Origin of the sequence: Mucilaginibacter gossypiicola, from assembly GCF_900110105.1 — a bacterium.
Taxonomy (GTDB): Bacteria; Bacteroidota; Bacteroidia; order Sphingobacteriales; family Sphingobacteriaceae; genus Mucilaginibacter; species Mucilaginibacter gossypiicola.
The window spans coordinates 769,251-782,778 of sequence record NZ_FOCL01000001.1; the positions used below are offsets into that span (position 1 = coordinate 769,251).

Genomic DNA, 13,528 nt, shown 5'->3' on the forward strand with positions numbered 1-13,528 from the left:
GCTGTGTTCAAAAATAAATAAAAAGCACAGGCCTTTATGGTATGGCTATTGCTATTCATATGCAATATTTAACTATCTTTCGTATATATGATACCTATCCCGTTTAAAAAACACTTTATCCCAATTATACTTTCCACGTGTTTTATTTTGCCGCTTGTGTTTCAAAGCTGCAAAAAAAAGCCCGAAATGATTGCTGAAGATATGTTCAGGATCACCCAAAATGAGATTTTTAAAAAGGCCGATACTGAAGAATACATTCCCGTGTTTAAAAGGGTATTTACAAAATACCGCTCTAAAATCGCCAATCCTCTTGTAATTGAATCATTTTTTAAAAAGAACGAATACCAACCGTTTTTAGTTATAAACCACTTGAACAACGGCGACCTTGAGGCCCTACCCGAATACCTGGACAGGATCAATGAACATGGCCTTGACCCTACCGTATACCCATCGGGAGAGATCAAAAGACTTGTTGCAAAACTGAAAGATAAAACAGCAATCACAAGCCTTGATGAAGCCTATGAAACCGTCGCCAAACTTGAAATTTTAACAGCCGGGGCACTGGTAAAATATTCAAATGCATTGCAATATGGGGTCATTAATCCTAAAAAGATCTACTCAAGGTACTTTATGGCAACCCGCCGCCCTGATAGTACAACCATGCTTGCCACTTTAGAAAGGGCCGATTATAAAACATTCCTGGATAGTATCCAACCTAAAAACCCGCAATATTTAGCCTTACAAAAGGCATACAGGGACAGCACCACTATAGAGGGGCTATCAAGAGAAGAAAGCAAACGCTATTTATTGGTTAGTCTTGAACGTCTGCGCTGGAGAAATAAGCCTTACGAGCCGAAATATGTTATCGTAAATATTCCCGATTTCAGGCTTGACGTTATGGACAGCGGCAAATCGGTTTTAAACATGAAGGTTTGTGTTGGCCAGGGGCGGAATATGGAAAATCAAAACACATTGGAGCATTTTGACGATACCGCCAGGGCAGATAAACCGTTCCCGCGCGAAACGCCGATATTGAACAGTGTGATTCATAGCGTTGAAGTAAACCCGGTTTGGAACATTCCGCGCAGTATCGCTACCAAAGAAATCATTGTTGAAGCTGCAGACGACCGTTTTTACCTGGCGAATAAAAACATCGATGTGTTTAAAGATGGCAAAAGGATAGCCGACCCGGAAACGATAGATTGGACCCAAGTAACCCCTGACAACCTCGAATACGAATTTAAACAGCGCCCCGGCGAAGATAACTCGTTAGGTAAGATCAAATTCTTGTTTAAAAACCGCAGCAGCGTTTACCTGCACGATACACCTAATAAAGCTGCGTTCCGTAAAACGATGAGAGCGGTGAGTCATGGCTGCGTGCGCCTGGGCGATCCCCTTGGCCTGGCAAAGAATTTATTTGGCGAAGGCGCTGATATCGACACCATCGCAAATGACATGATAGTGAATAAACCGGAGCCTACTAATATTGGCTTACCAAAGAAAACGCCTATCTATATCACCTACGTAACCTGCTGGGCCGATGAAAATGGAACTATTCAATATCGCCCTGATGTTTACGGGTTGGATATTGTGCTTTACGCACACCTGCAAAATTTCCTGGCAAAATAACAAAAAATAGCCCGGCAAACTTGATAGTAAGCCGGGCCTCATGATTTGGTTTATAGTTGGGATTGGATTTAAAACTTAGCAAAATTGAACGAAGTGTCAGCGCTCGCCATTAAATTAAGCGGCCCTGCTTCATCCAGGTATTTTGAATAATACGAATCGTCGTTTCCGTTAATAAATATAACAGTTTTTCCGGCAATTGTGTTAATTACTTTATTAATTACTTTTGGTGATACAGCCGGGCAACCAAAGCTTCTTCCTATATAACCCTGCTCATTAATAGCGGCCGGACCAACATACTTTGCACCGTGCACAACAATACTGCGCATCCGGGCATTGCCATTAAAGCCTTCGTCCATACCATCAAGGTATAAAGAGCGCCCATGTTTACCATTATAAACTTTATCGGTAACATAAAAACCGAGACTGCTTTCGTGAGAGTCGTTAGCGTCTGAAAAATGGCTGGCCATTTCTTCGCCACTACCCGATCCATGGGCTACCCAGGTATTGAGCACCAATTGTTTGCTAAATAAATTAACGATCCACATACGCTTTTCACGGCTCGATTTGCTGAAATCAACCACGGTAAGCACATCGCTGCTTTGGGGTACCACATGCGCGAGCTTTAAATTGGTGTAACCTGTAACCGCTTTTTCAAATACATTGAAAGCTAAACCAGTTTCACTAAGATGTGCGGATTCGTATAAATTATTGACGTATTGCTCAAATAGTTCCTTTGTTGTAAACGCTGCATTTTTTTTCCTTACGCTCACTGATCTGTTTGCACCATCCGATTTCCAGCTTAAGATTGTTGCTGAAAGAAAAAAAATCGACATAGTGACCCACAAAAAATGTTTCCTCATACGCTTGCCTGAGTTTAATTTAATTTAAAATAATTAGGGTATAGTAACAGGTTCTGGACGGTGTGTTAACCTGCTGTTAACAGGCCAACACAAAAATATACTTTAAAACGTAAATTCCAAATCAGTAAAATATAATTTTTTACTTAAATGAAAATAAGTTTAAAACTAAGCAATATTTTCGACTGTTATACGGAGCGAAAAAAGGAAAGGTTGTGGGTTAATTTTACTTAACCCATTTAATTTTATCTTCAAGCGGAACGGTGCGTTTTCCTTCTGGGTATTGATCAGCGTAGCCAAGGTATAATACACCCATCACATTATCTTCCTCTCTCAAATTCAAGAATTCCTTAAAAGCCGGTTTCAGGATGGCACCACCAGTGCTCCAGAACGAAGCCATATTTAAAGCTGTAGCCCCCAGCAGAATATTTTGAATGGCACTTGATACAGCAGCAACCTCTTCAAATGGCGGTATCTTAGGCAGATCGCCACGCTGCATTACAGTAATAATAACGTGCGAAACCTTGTCGCCAAGCGTTTTCAGGTTATTATAAGTAGCCTCGTTAAAATCTTCGGCTGATACACTTTTTTTATAAACTTCGGCATGTTCGGCACAAAATTGCTCCGGATTTTCATAAACAATAAAGCGCCAGGGTTCGGTAAACCCGTGAGTTGGAGCCCAGTCAGCAAGTTCAAGTAATGCCGCAATATGGCCATTGGGAGCTTTATGACCATTCATCATAGCTGGCTTTACTGTACGGCGGGTTTTGATATTTTCGGCGACGGTTAAAAAAGTATTATCCATAAATAGATTAAAAAACCGTTGGCAAAATTAGTAATTTATGAATCACCAATTTCACCAACATGTAATTATGAGTTATTAATAAATAGCAGGGTATTTTGAAGGATTAGCCTCGTTCATCATGGCATAAACGGTTTCAACTACATCATCAACTGATGGTTTGCTGAAGTAATCGCCATCTGAGCCGTAAGGTGGCCTATGCTCTTTAGCAGTCAGCGTTTTAGGCTGCGCATCGAGTGCATAATACCCATTTTGAGCCTCCAATATCTTTTGAAGGATATAAGCAGAACCGGCACCGGGCAAGTCTTCATCAACAACCAGCAACTTACTGGTTTTCTTTAACGAAGTACCACAAACATTCTCTGTATCAAACGGATATAAAGTCTGAGGATCTATTACTTCGATGTGAACTCCCATGCTTTCGAGCTCAACCGCGGCCTCTTGTACAATCCTCAATGTTGACCCGTATGAAACTACAGTAACATCGTTGCCTTCTTTTAAAACTTCGGCCTTGCCAAGTGGTACTGTAAAGTCGCCTACATTGGCTGGCAATTTTTCTTTTAGGCGATACCCATTAAGGCATTCAATTACCAAAGCCGGCTCATCGCCCCTTAGCAGCGTGTTGTACATGCCAGCTGCCTGGGTCATATTACGGGGCACACAAATATGAAACCCACGCATCGAACCTAAAATAACACTCATTGGCGAGCCTGAATGCCAGATCCCTTCTAACCGGTGACCACGGGTACGGATTATTAACGGTGCTTTTTGCCCGCCCATAGTGCGGTAACTTAAACTGGCAATATCATCACTGATGATGGTTATCGCATAAATCAGGTAATCAAGATATTGGATTTCTGCTATTGGCCTTAAGCCACGCATCGCCAGCCCCATACCCTGCCCTATAATACTTGTTTCACGGATACCGGTATCGCTGATGCGGATTTCACCATATTTGGCCTGCAAACCGGCAAAACCCTGGTTAACATCGCCGATAGCGCCCAAATCTTCACCAAACGCTACTATGCTTTTATCACGTGCAAAATTGGCATCAAATGCGGCATTCAGTACTTCCCTACCATCCATTACCTTTGCATCATCGCTATAAATAGCAGCTACAACAGGCACATAAAGAGGCGATTCTGGAGTTCCTGTAAACAGTTTTGAGTTGTAGCGCTCGGCATTCTTCTCGCCTTCTGTTTTTAACCAATCCGACAATGCTCTACGAGCTGCATTATCTTCATGAACCGTTAACCGCAGTGCTTTACGAATAGCCGTAAAGATTTCACGCCTTCCGGCATCTATACTTGAACGCAAGCTTTCTGATAAAGCTAATATAGTTTCCTTTTGTGAAGGTAATGATTCGGCAAAAGCGTCTATCAGATCAGCAGCTTCCTCTATTTCGGCCTTTATAACAACAGCCAGTTCGTTAGCTGCCTCCCGCTGGCACTCGCGCACGTATCTTTTTGCTTCAGCCTCAAGTTCCTCAAGTTCTATTTCGGTAGTGATGGCAGAAGCAATCATCCATTCACGCATTTTAAGCAGACAATCGTGTTCATCTTCCCAGGTCAGGCGCTCTTTACTTTTGTAGCGTTCATGCGAGCCTGATGTTGAATGCCCCTGTGGTTGGGTCATTTCGGTAACGTGGATCAATACAGGTACATGTTCTTCACGGCAAATGCTGATAGCCCGTTCATAAGTTTCGCAAAGGGCAATATAGTCCCAACCTCGAACTTTAAATATCTCATAACCGTTACTTCCATTTTCGCGCTGAAAGCCTTTTAATACTTCCGAAATATCTTCTTTAGTAGTTTGCAAACTGGCCGGAACCGAGATAGCATAAGCATCATCCCAAATTGAAATAGCCATAGGCACCTGCAATACGCCGGCAGCGTTAAAAGTTTCAAAAAATGAGCCTTCGGAAGTTGCTCCGTTTCCTACACTGCCAAATGCTACTTCGTTACCGTTAATTGAAAACTGTTTAAGGTAATCCAGCTCTTTATTTTGACGGTATAATTTTGAAGCATACGCTAACCCTAATAAACGCGGAATCTGGCCAGCAGTTGTTGAAATATCCGACGAACTGTTCATCGTTTCAACCTGGTTAACCCAGCTGCCATCGGTATTCACAAAACGGGTAGCGTAATGACAGTTCATTTGCCGGCCACCCGAAGCGGGATCTTTTTCTATATCGGGGTTAGCATATAGTTGAGCAAAAAACTCTTTCATGTTGCTCATGCCTGTAGCAAACATAAAAGTTTGATCACGGTAGTAGCCCGCGCGCCAGTCGCCTGCGCGAAAAGCTTTGGCCATTGCCAGTTGTGCAACCTCTTTGCCATCGCCAAAAATACCGAACTTTGCCTTGCCCGTAAGTACTTCCCTGCGGCCTATTAAACTGGCCTGGCGGCTCTCATAACCAATACGATAATCATCAATAACAATCTTCTTGAAATCATCAAAACTTAGCTCGGCAGTATTAAATTTACTGGTAGCGCGTGTTGTAGTTTCAGGCATATAAAATTTTGTTTAGACGGTAAAAGTATAAAATTCTATTCTGTATTAGGCAAACTAACAGATAAAACCCGGAGTTTGAGTAATAGTTTTGTAATTACATTAAACCTTTTATATTTGTAATAATCAAATATAACGTATGAAAAAGATATTAATGATTTGCGCGGTAATATTAGGCTTTGCCTTTACCGCATCAGCACAAGATAGCGGAAAAGCTGAGTTTAAATTTAACGAAGAAAAGCATGACTTCGGTAAAATACCACAAGGCACTCCGGTTACTACCGTGTTTGAATTTACCAACGTTGGCAAAGAGCCACTTATTTTAACAGAAGTAAGGCCAACCTGCGGCTGTACCATTGCAGATTACACCAAAACTCCAGTAAAAAGTGGAGATAAAGGCACAATCAAAATTACTTACAATGCTGCTGCTGCTGCCCCTTTTAACAAAACTATAGTTGTTAAATCAAACGCGGTAACACCCGAAAAATATTTGAACATTGTTGGTGAAGTTGTAGCTAAACCCGCGGCGAGCAAATAAATATTGCATGCTTGATATATCCCGTATATCAACCGGGATATTTAAATAATATTTAAAAGACCCGAAACCGGGTCTTTTTTCGTTTACAAAGGATTTACAAACAATATTTTCATTTTTAGTAATTTTGCAGGATGCCAAAAATATCTGAAAAAGGGCAACGAATGCCCGCATCACCGATTCGTAAATTAACACCTTACGCTGATAAAGCTAAGCAGGATGGGAAAAAGGTGTATCATCTGAACATCGGTCAGCCCGATATTGCTACGCCCGATGGCATGCTTAATGCCATTAAAAACATCGACTTTAAGGTTTGGGCCTATACCCCAAGCGAGGGTACATTGAGCTACCGTAAAAAGCTTACTGAGTACTACAATAAACTGAGCTATAACATAACTCCCGAAGATATTATTGTTACCACCGGAGGATCTGAAGCTATTAGCATAGCGTTAATGGCTTGCCTTGACCCTGGCGATGAAGTGATTATCCCGGAACCTTTTTATGCCAACTATAACGGTTTTACCAGCCAAAGCGACATTGTAGTTAAACCTATATTATCGTATATAGACAATGGTTTTGCACTTCCTCCTATCAGCGAGTTTGAAAAACTGATAACGGATAAAACCAAAGCCATCATGATTTGCAATCCAAATAACCCTACCGGCTATTTGTATTCGAAAGAAGAGATGGAAGCATTGAAACAACTGGTTTTAAAGCATGACCTCTACCTATTTTCGGACGAGGCTTATCGTGAATTTTGCTATGATGGCCGCTCATTTATATCGCCAATGCATATGGACGGGCTTGAGGAAAACGTGGTAATAATGGATACCGTAAGCAAACGCTACAGCGCATGCGGCGCCCGCTTAGGGTGCTTGATCACCAAAAACAAGGAATTACATACAACAGCTTTGAAATTTGCCCAGGCACGCTTAAGTGCCGGTATGGTTGAACAAATTGCCGGCGAAGCAGCCGTTGATACACCGGATAGCTATTTTGAAGCAGTAAATAAGGAATATACAAGCAGGCGCAATACACTGGTAAGTGCACTGAACAAAATGGATGGTGTTTATTGCCCTAACCCTGGCGGCGCATTTTATGTGGTTGCCAAACTCCCCATTGATAATGCCGACAAGTTTTGCCAGTGGATGCTCGAAATATTTAGCTTCAATAACGAAACTGTAATGATGGCCCCAGCCACCGGCTTTTATAGCACACCTGGAGCCGGCTTAAATGAAGTGCGCATGGCCTATGTTTTAAACAATAACGACCTGACGAAAGCCATGGCATGCCTGGAAGAAGCATTAAAAGTTTACCCGGGCAGGACAGTTGCCAGTGAGCAGTTAGCAGTTGGCAATTAAATTCATTTCAACCATTTTTACATAACGCAAAGCCCGCTCCTAAAACGGGTTTTGCTGTTTTTTACCCTAACCGATCAATCGCACAAAAGAATAGCCCACATTATTTCAATGAAATTTAGCCAAACAATTAGCCCTGGCAAACATCAAAACATTAACTGGATAAATAATTTAAGGTTGATAGCGATGTTTGCCGTTGTAGTGCTACATACAGCCTCCCCCTTATTATTCCGGGTTAAAGATGCCTCCATTAACGATTGGCTTGCTGCCGACGTTTACAATGCTGTGGTGCGTTTTTCGGTACCTGTTTTTGTGATGATAACCGGAGCTTTGCTATTACAGCGCGAGTATGAACTTGGCGACTTTTTAAAAAGGCGATTTGGCCGGCTCATTCCCCCTTTTATTTTTTGGAGTTTGACTTATATCGGTTATAAACTTTACAACGAAGAGATAGAATTATCAAACAATATATGGCCCAATATAAAACTCATATTACAGCAACTTCAAACCGGCAGCTACTATCATTTATGGTATGTTTATCTTTTAATGGGGCTTTACCTGTTTATACCCGTAATAAGCAAGTTTGTTCGCAACGCAACAGAAAAAGAGTTGCTGTACTTTTTAGGCATCTGGTTCTTGACAGTAATTTTAAGCCGGCCTTATTTAACGATGTTCGATCCGGGCATTGATCTCCACAACTTTACCGGCTATATTGGATACCTCGTACTTGGCTATTATCTTGCTTATAAGCCATTTAAATTTAAAAACATAGCTTTAATTGCGGCATTGGTATTTGTATTATGTGCTCTACTAATAACTTTAGGTACGTATTTTATATTACTGAAAAACAAAGACTTAAACACTTTCTTTTACGAGCCGATTAGTCCTTTTATAATTATACTATCGTCGGGCGCGTTTTTAATGGCAAGATTTATTAAAGTCAATTTAAATCCGGTTGTAAATAACATTATAAGTAATATAGGCAAGTATACCTTAGGCTTATACCTTAGCCATGCTTTAATTTTAAACGTCCTTGAACTTAATGATATTACATATAAGATATTCAACCCGGTCTTCAGTATTCCATTAGTCGCGCTATTAACTTTTTCGTTATCCAGTCTTCTGATATTTGTGATGAGCAAACTACCGCTGCTAAAGTATGTTGCCGGATAAAATTTCGGCGCAATGACAATTAAAATCCATGAACTATTCGTCGCAACTGCAAACTAAATCCGTATATTTGTAACCGCTTATAACTGCAAACTGCCCACCGGCAACTGCAAACTCAAAAATGGGGTCGACCGGAATTGACAGGATGGAGATAAGTAGGTAAGCATGCAGCGCGTTGGGTGAATTAGCGCTTTAATCTGAACGCTCAAACTTACAAATGGCGAAAATAACTACGCCTTAGCTGCCTAATTTAGAATTAGCATAGCTTTTGTCCCGCCGGTTTTCCGTTTCATCGGATCGGCAATCGGGGCATCGAAAGATGAAACTGGTTTGCTTAAGGTGTGCATAGCGAACGAGATAAAGCACCTAAGGAAGACGGTATAGGTAAGCGACTGACCTTCCCCTTCCCTACAATTAAACAGAAGCTAAGCATGTAGAAAGCTTACCTTATACCATGTTTGGACGAGGGTTCGAATCCCTCCGGCTCCACCCGAAGGGATTTCCAATTGGAAATCCCTTTTTTTTGTCAATTCAAGCAATCCTTTTTCTTTCATTATCAGGTAGTTATGAGATAGCGATGGCATCATTGTTGGTGTTCGATAGATACCATTTTCATAGTACAAGTTGCTGTCGAACACCATAGAAATAAACTCTCTTTTTTCAATTGTAGTTGCCTGATTATAAACGTATTCCATATCTGTAAGCATGGTTAAATGGTTCGACACGAGTTTATAGCCAGATTTCGGATCTTTACTATATCTTTCTATTGTTGCGTTTAAGGTGAGAATCTCTGAATTATAGTTAGCGTACCAGCGATTGTATGTCTCTCGGTTAATCTGATTACTAATCCATTTTTCTTCCACTGCGTAAAGCTTTTCCTGAATCTTTAATAATTCTTCTTTTTTCTCTTTAGCAATTGCTTGATTTTCTTTAAACTTTTCGTTTAAAGATGCCTCTGCCTTGTTTTTGATGGCTTGAACTTGCTGTATGCTAAGACTCATAAGCTGGCAAACCTGTAGCAGCTGTTCATGTGCTTTGGTGGCACTTATATTATTATGCCGCGAATGTTTGCATTTATAGTAATAGTACCACGTACCAGCCTTGCCTTTCGATGGAGCACCGGATAATGGTTGACCACAATGACATTTTAAGATTCCCCTTAATGGTATTTCATCATCAAGGGTTTTCTTGCTTCTATCAGGCTTCATCATTTTATTTTGAACCACGTTCCAAGTTGTCATGTCAATAATTGGTTCGTGCCTTGCCGGAAATAGTCCGCCTGGATGTTCTTTAAACGCTTTTGCCCTAACCATGCCAGCGTATGCAGGATTACTTAGTACTCGTTCTACGGCCATATTACCCCCTCTGTCGAAGCCCATTTTTCTGACCTGCTCTTTAATAACATTCAAGGGAATATCCCTTAGATAAGATTCGTAGATAAAATGAACAATTTTGGCCTTTTCCTCATCAATAATTAAGGTTCGTTCTTTTCCTTCGCCTTCTTTTTTGTAGCCAAATGGTGGAAGATTACTCATGAACCGCCCCTCTTTAGCTCTGGCAGTATAATTCCCACCACGAATTTTTATGCTTCGATTGATATTGTCTTCTTCTGCTAATAGTAATTGCAAGCCCGTTCTGAAATAGCTACCTGGAGTATCATAATCAAAAACTATCCCTTCTGTGACGCTGACTATTTGGATGCTATATTGGCGCTGTAATTTTTTCACCAAAGTCATAGCCTCTCCGGCGTCACGGCTAAACCGGTCTAACTGATCGACAATGAGATAGTCAACATTGCCCTGATGCTTTTTTATAAATTGCTGAAGTTTTAAAAAATCTGGCCTGTCAAAAGTTTTGGCGCTGTGGCCACGGTCAATAAAACTATCTACAAGCAGGATTTTATTATATTCAATATATTGGTCCGTATAAAGTTCCTGGCGTTCTATCGATCCGTTACTTTGTCCAAGATTACTAAATCTCAGATACCTGATCGCTCGTTTCATTTAATTCTCTTAAAGTTGCGTTGACAATTATTTCTGATATCAGATTGATCAGCTTTAGTTCTTTTTGCTGTTCAACCTCTTCAATATTCTGTATGATGGCTTCATCAACAGAAAGTGTACCTGTTTTTTTAGCTTTCATAGGCAATTTTCTAAGCCCGAATATTGAGTTATCGAACACAATTTTATCAGGAGTACTTAGGAAGTACCTAAAACTAAATCAGGAAAATTGGATGAGTTTGGATTTTAAATGATTGCAGAAAGCAGAAAATACAAGAATACGGTTCAATATAATCTATTGAATCCTTATTGTGGAGTAATAAAATTTAGAAAATTTAATTAAGCTACCTCGTTCGCTTCCTCTTCGATCCCCTTTGCAATAGATATAACCCGGTTAGATGGGCTCGGAAAATATGTGAACAACATATTTTCATAGATTTCAAGAAAATCCTTTTTAAAAATTGGTGAAGTGCTGCCAGAAAAGCTAACGAAGATATTTTTAATAGCAGTTTTACCTATAAACAATTTATACTCAGCGTCAGTAACATGATATGCAGCCAGCGTCTCTTCATAAGTTGAAAAGTCTTTGTCTTTCATACTATGCTGAACAGCTAAACAACGTTGATCAAGCTGTTTGTTTGTATCACCAATCAACTCTTCTCCGATGTAACCAGCCTCTGTATATTTGTTTCTATCCAGTAACATAATCATTAAAATTAGTTAAAAGTTCCTGATTATTCAAATTTATTTCACCGTGCCAGTCACTATTACGCAGGATTGACACCATTTCAGGCATACTACTCCATTTATTAATTGGAAATGCTTTACCGTCTGGTTCCTGATTGTAATAATTGTCAAATACCTCTTTAACCTTTTTAAATTCTTCTGCTTTCAAAGATAATTTTGCATTTGCCAGAATAAGGCTCATTTCAGGTTTGTTAACCGCTGTAAAATGTGCTTTAGCCCAAACAAAACCACCATCTTCTAATGCCGCGTGAACTTTAATCAAATCAACGCCGATATTTAAATATTGTTGTAAACCGATTTTCAGCATTGTTTTACCATGGCCCTGATTTCGAGCTGTCTTTGGAATTCTGAAAAAATCGTGCATTACCGTTTTTTCATTATTGTCCTTTATAAAGGTTCTGGAAAAAACAAGGCCATTTTGGGGATCGTCATGATCCTCCGAAAAATATTGAATAATTAGCTCCTGGGGATCTTTTTCGTCAAAACTAATCACTTTGGTAAGTTTCTTTGAAGTCATCGGACTAAGCATATTGTTAATCTCTGATAAGAATTGAAGCAATTCAAAACCATCAAAGTTGGCATTTAAAAAGTCAACTAATGATGTTTTACTTCCTGGCGCATATAACACAAAACCTAACGCCTGGCATGAGAGCCATTCTGCTTCAGTAATTATATGTTTGGTAGGTGAAGGTGAAACAGGCATACCATAAGATTTTGGGTAAAATTAATCAGATTCAATTACAGTATCCGATTTTATATCTCGAAGGATTAAAATAATTCAGGAGTATTTATTACCTGATAATTTTCTTCATCAATCTTTTCAAACCATTGTTGATTTATTGGTAATTTTTCTTTTGCAAAGGTGTATTTTGGTTCTGGATGATTATACAACATCATTTTAGGCGATTCATCACTATATGGTGAAAGTCTTTGAACCAGCAAAACCGCAGAAACCGATGAATTGACCAAGTGCTGCTTTGCGATAAAAAATCCGAAATCCCTACAAAGTTTCAAGGGTAACTTATCCTGAAACCTTGCGCCCTCAAATAATGCCAGTTCCATATCTAAATGGCCAAGAAACATATCCTCACTATTCAATGCAATAATGTAAGGACCATTTAAATCATATTTTGACGGACGTTTATCGTTTAAAGCTGTGAGAACATTTAAATGAGGTGTAACAACCTGTGCAGGGTTCTGCATAAATCCGATCCCTCGCTTAACGGATGACGAAGCTGACAATAAGGTGATGTTGATTTTCCAGCCACCATCTTCTATAAATAGTTGCCTGGCTCGATGCTGATCGTTTATATAGTTCCGTATATGATGACGAATCTTTTTTAAAGAGGGAGTATTTGGGGCGCAAGTAAGCCACTCTATATTGATAAAATACTCCTGTTTATCTATTTTTTTGAATGAATCCAGGATAACTGATTGTAATTCCTCTATAGTATCAGTTATTCCGGAGTTGCTTGAACATGTACATTCAACATATACGGTTTTACCATCAATACTAACCTTAAAATCTGGAGTAGCAACTTTACCTCTATCCAATGCTTCAATAGGAAATCCTTTATTTCTAAAGTAATGAAATATATACAACTCAAATAAGGCAGCGGTATGCTGCTTGTTATTTTTTGACCGGAACCGCTTCAGAAATTCAGTAGTAACCGGAAATCCATCACTCCATAAATTAATCTTTTTTCTTGCTCTTTCGGCCTCGTCAATAGCTGAGGTATTTAAAAATGTATAATGTTCAACTACGAAATTATCACGGTTGATGTCAGTTCTTTCAAAATCATCAAAGAGCTTATTTACCATTGGAATAAGGTGTTATATAAATTCTAAAATAATACATCCTAAACAATGTTAACAGTTGTTTCCATTAAATAGGCAATTAAACTGTGTTAGCAGATGGA

General features: G+C 39.6%; 11 protein-coding genes, 1 other RNA gene and 1 pseudogene. 5 read left to right on the forward strand and 8 right to left on the reverse strand.

Going from position 1 to position 13,528, the window contains the following annotated elements; all coding sequences use genetic code 11:
• Positions 1-186 precede the first annotated feature (186 nt).
• Positions 187-1,629, forward strand: coding sequence for a L,D-transpeptidase scaffold domain-containing protein (locus BMX50_RS03125; protein WP_244280831.1), 1,443 nt, complete (start codon positions 187-189; stop codon positions 1,627-1,629).
• Positions 1,630-1,697: 68 nt separating this feature from the next.
• Here BMX50_RS03125 and BMX50_RS03130 read toward each other — a convergent pair whose 3' ends face one another.
• The 3 genes from BMX50_RS03130 to BMX50_RS03140 form a co-directional block, all read right to left on the reverse strand.
• A complete protein-coding gene (locus tag BMX50_RS03130; RefSeq protein ID WP_244280832.1) occupies positions 1,698-2,399 on the reverse strand; it encodes a murein L,D-transpeptidase catalytic domain family protein in 702 nt (233 codons plus the stop codon).
• Positions 2,400-2,712: 313 nt separating this feature from the next.
• Positions 2,713-3,291 carry a nitroreductase family protein gene (locus tag BMX50_RS03135; RefSeq protein ID WP_091207507.1) on the reverse strand — a complete coding sequence of 193 codons (579 nt, stop codon included), beginning with the start codon at positions 3,289-3,291 and terminating at the stop codon, positions 2,713-2,715.
• 75 nt (positions 3,292-3,366) lie between these two features.
• Positions 3,367-5,802, reverse strand: a complete 2,436-nt coding sequence (locus BMX50_RS03140; protein WP_091207510.1) for an alpha-ketoacid dehydrogenase subunit alpha/beta — start codon at positions 5,800-5,802, stop codon at positions 3,367-3,369.
• A 136-nt stretch (positions 5,803-5,938) separates the two neighbouring features.
• On the opposite strand from BMX50_RS03140, the gene BMX50_RS03145 reads away from it, so the two are divergent.
• The 4 genes from BMX50_RS03145 (at position 5,939) to ssrA (ending at position 9,354) form a co-directional block, all read left to right on the forward strand.
• Complete coding sequence (locus tag BMX50_RS03145; RefSeq protein ID WP_091207513.1) at positions 5,939-6,337, forward strand: DUF1573 domain-containing protein; 399 nt, start codon at positions 5,939-5,941, stop codon at positions 6,335-6,337.
• A 131-nt stretch (positions 6,338-6,468) separates the two neighbouring features.
• The gene (locus BMX50_RS03150) at positions 6,469-7,695 is read left to right on the forward strand and encodes a pyridoxal phosphate-dependent aminotransferase (protein ID WP_091207516.1); all 1,227 of its coding nucleotides are present in this window, start codon (positions 6,469-6,471) and stop codon (positions 7,693-7,695) included.
• Between the two features lie 108 nt (positions 7,696-7,803).
• Positions 7,804-8,865 carry an acyltransferase gene (locus BMX50_RS03155; protein ID WP_143065067.1) on the forward strand — a complete coding sequence of 354 codons (1,062 nt, stop codon included), beginning with the start codon at positions 7,804-7,806 and terminating at the stop codon, positions 8,863-8,865.
• 120 nt (positions 8,866-8,985) lie between these two features.
• Positions 8,986-9,354: a transfer-messenger RNA gene (gene ssrA, locus BMX50_RS03160) on the forward strand.
• A 728-nt stretch (positions 9,355-10,082) separates the two neighbouring features.
• Here the strand turns inward: ssrA and BMX50_RS35160 are convergent.
• The 5 genes and pseudogenes from BMX50_RS35160 to BMX50_RS03185 all read right to left on the reverse strand — a co-directional run.
• Positions 10,083-10,865, reverse strand: a pseudogene (locus BMX50_RS35160) (recombinase family protein); the annotation flags it as partial.
• Positions 10,834-11,004, reverse strand: a complete 171-nt coding sequence (locus BMX50_RS34405; RefSeq protein ID WP_167667790.1) for a hypothetical protein — start codon at positions 11,002-11,004, stop codon at positions 10,834-10,836. The gene BMX50_RS34405 and the pseudogene BMX50_RS35160, both read right to left, overlap by 32 nt.
• Before the next feature lie 197 nt (positions 11,005-11,201).
• Positions 11,202-11,573: a hypothetical protein gene (locus tag BMX50_RS03175; protein ID WP_091207521.1), complete on the reverse strand. Its 372-nt coding sequence runs from the start codon at positions 11,571-11,573 to the stop codon at positions 11,202-11,204.
• A complete protein-coding gene (locus BMX50_RS03180; protein WP_091207524.1) occupies positions 11,554-12,312 on the reverse strand; it encodes a hypothetical protein in 759 nt (252 codons plus the stop codon). The genes BMX50_RS03175 and BMX50_RS03180 overlap by 20 nt, the downstream gene beginning before the upstream one ends.
• A gap of 65 nt (positions 12,313-12,377) precedes the next feature.
• Complete coding sequence (locus BMX50_RS03185; RefSeq protein WP_091207527.1) at positions 12,378-13,430, reverse strand: hypothetical protein; 1,053 nt, start codon at positions 13,428-13,430, stop codon at positions 12,378-12,380.
• Positions 13,431-13,528: the final 98 nt, after the last annotated feature.

What these genes read in the sequence shown, in the direction of transcription:
- BMX50_RS03135 (WP_091207507.1), bottom strand. Translation starts at nt 3,291, where the DNA reads ATGGATAATACTTTTTTAACCGTCGCCGAAAATATCAAAACCCGCCGT.
- BMX50_RS03125 (WP_244280831.1), top strand. Translation starts at nt 187, where the DNA reads ATGATTGCTGAAGATATGTTCAGGATCACCCAAAATGAGATTTTTAAA.
- BMX50_RS03150 (WP_091207516.1), top strand. Translation starts at nt 6,469, where the DNA reads ATGCCAAAAATATCTGAAAAAGGGCAACGAATGCCCGCATCACCGATT.
- BMX50_RS03155 (WP_143065067.1), top strand. Translation starts at nt 7,804, where the DNA reads ATGAAATTTAGCCAAACAATTAGCCCTGGCAAACATCAAAACATTAAC.
- BMX50_RS03175 (WP_091207521.1), bottom strand. Translation starts at nt 11,573, where the DNA reads ATGATTATGTTACTGGATAGAAACAAATATACAGAGGCTGGTTACATC.
- BMX50_RS03185 (WP_091207527.1), bottom strand. Translation starts at nt 13,430, where the DNA reads ATGGTAAATAAGCTCTTTGATGATTTTGAAAGAACTGACATCAACCGT.
- BMX50_RS03145 (WP_091207513.1), top strand. Translation starts at nt 5,939, where the DNA reads ATGAAAAAGATATTAATGATTTGCGCGGTAATATTAGGCTTTGCCTTT.
- BMX50_RS34405 (WP_167667790.1), bottom strand. Translation starts at nt 11,004, where the DNA reads ATGAAAGCTAAAAAAACAGGTACACTTTCTGTTGATGAAGCCATCATA.
- BMX50_RS03140 (WP_091207510.1), bottom strand. Translation starts at nt 5,802, where the DNA reads ATGCCTGAAACTACAACACGCGCTACCAGTAAATTTAATACTGCCGAG.
- BMX50_RS03180 (WP_091207524.1), bottom strand. Translation starts at nt 12,312, where the DNA reads ATGCCTGTTTCACCTTCACCTACCAAACATATAATTACTGAAGCAGAA.